The sequence below is a fragment of the Mesorhizobium sp. M2C.T.Ca.TU.002.02.1.1 genome (assembly GCF_003997225.1).
In genome coordinates, this window is record NZ_RZTO01001015.1 from 1 (window position 1) to 1,931 (window position 1,931).

Sequence of the window (1,931 nt, forward strand, 5' to 3'; positions counted from 1 at the left end):
GGTTGTAGAGCACGTCGGCCGGTTCGGTCTGGTCGACATAGGTCGCCAGGTTGACATCCTTCTCGGAGGACATGCAGGCCGACAGCACGAGCGCGGGAGCAACCACCGACAGCGCCAGCAAAACACCACGACGCGGCGCTACCGATTGACCAACTCGCGAAAAAAACATGTTTGGATTCCGCCCCTTCGGCGTCGTTTCGGTCCGGGCCGAAGCCTTAAACCATTATCCCCTTGCCCGGCAACGCTATGTCCGGCCAATCGCACATTTTTGTGGCGGCCTGACGCTACGCCCGCGGTTGTACAATTTCAGCGACTCGTGATGCAATCATGCAACACAAGTCCGCTCTACAAAGCCAGAAAACGGTTAAAAATCAGATCACCCAAGGTGCGTAGACCGGCCGGCTGACAGCGATCATCTCGGCGACGCGGCCGCGCTCGCGGCGTCTCGTCTCGACGATCTCGAAGGCCGTGTGGTCGGAAAGCAACCGGCGCAAGGCAGACGCGTTCATCCGGTGGCCGCCGCGATAGGAACGGAAGCAGCCGATAAAGCGCGCGCCGGCCAGCGCCAGGTCGCCCATCGCGTCGAGCGTCTTGTGGCGGGCGAATTCATTGGGATAGCGCAGCCCGCCGACATTGATGACGCGATTGTCGTCGCCGATGACCAGCGAGTTTTCGAGCGACGAGCCGAGCGCGTAGCCAGCGGCCCAAAGCCGTTCGACATCCTTCATGAAGCCGAAGGTCCTCGCCCGCGCGATGTCGCGGCGGAAGATATCGGGATTGATGTCCGAGGCGAATTGCTGGCGGCCGATCGCCGGGCTTTCGAAATCGATCTCGATCTCGAATCGCGTGCCGTCATAGGGGCGGAATTCCGCCCAGGACGCGCCCGCTTCCACGCGCACCGGCTTGACGACGCGGATATAGCGACGCTTCACCGCCAGCGTCTCGATGCCGGCCTGGTCGAAGGCTTCGACGAAAGCCATGGCGCTGCCGTCGAGTATCGGAACTTCCGAACCGTCGATCTCGATGATGAGGTTGTCGATGCCGAGGCCGAAAACCGTCGCCATCAGATGCTCGACCGTGCCGATATGCTCGCCGGCCGGATCACCAAGCATGGTGCAAAGATCGGTGGCGCCGACTTCCGCGACCAGGGCACGGAGCTCGCGGATCTGGCCGCCATTCGAAAGCTGGAAGACGATGCCCGTATCGGCGTCGGCCGGGAGGAAATGAACGGTGACGGTTTTGCCGCTATGGACGCCGATGCCAGCCAGCGTCGCGCGCGATTTCACTGTCGTCTGATAGTCGTGCAAGAGTAACCCCATACGCCCAAAATGCCTGCGTCCGCTCCATCGGCCTTGGGTATCTTGCAGCCAGGTGATGTCTGGCGCTCGCACGGAATGCGGCAAAATAAGCAAGAGCACGCGGCTCTGTGTGATCGGCAGGCAGGGCTACTCCCCGAATCCCAGCAAACCGACTTTAGTCCGAGGCGAAGATAATGGCCCGCCCTGGAGACTCCAAATCACGGTTTCTTACCCCGTGTAACCACGGAAACACACCAGAAATGGCTCGTAAAGCATTGACTTTAATTGCTTTTATAAAAGTAACAGGCAGACGAGAACTCGTCTGCCTGTTAACAACCGTTATATATCGTTAACGATCAGCGGTGCGCTGTATCGACGATCGGCGGTCCGCCGTATCGGTCAGTTGGCCTGACGGCGCAGGAAGGCCGGGATTTCCAGCTGGTCGTCTTCCTGAACCGTGCGGGCCTGCGGCGTCAGCCGGCCTTGGTCGTCGAGCTGGCCGCGGCGCGGCGCGTAGAGCTGCGGATCCTGGCTGGCGAGGCGGCGCATCTCGGGCGCGGCCTGGCGCAGCTTCGGCTCGCGCGGCTGCGCCGGCTGGAGCCGGGCCGGTTCTTCCTCGCGGCGGGGAAAGCC

General features: G+C 61.8%; 1 protein-coding gene and 2 pseudogenes. All 3 read right to left on the minus strand.

Features of this window, described 5'->3' with window-relative positions; genetic code table 11:
• Positions 1-169 (minus strand): annotated as a pseudogene (locus EOD07_RS38855) (outer membrane protein assembly factor BamD); the annotation flags it as partial.
• A gap of 202 nt (positions 170-371) precedes the next feature.
• Complete coding sequence (lpxC, locus tag EOD07_RS32720) at positions 372-1,319, minus strand: UDP-3-O-acyl-N-acetylglucosamine deacetylase (protein WP_127238179.1); 948 nt, start codon at positions 1,317-1,319, stop codon at positions 372-374.
• Between the two features lie 378 nt (positions 1,320-1,697).
• Positions 1,698-1,931, minus strand: a pseudogene (locus EOD07_RS32725) (cell division protein FtsZ); the annotation flags it as partial.

What these genes read in the sequence shown, in the direction of transcription:
- lpxC (WP_127238179.1), bottom strand. Translation starts at nt 1,319, where the DNA reads ATGGGGTTACTCTTGCACGACTATCAGACGACAGTGAAATCGCGCGCG.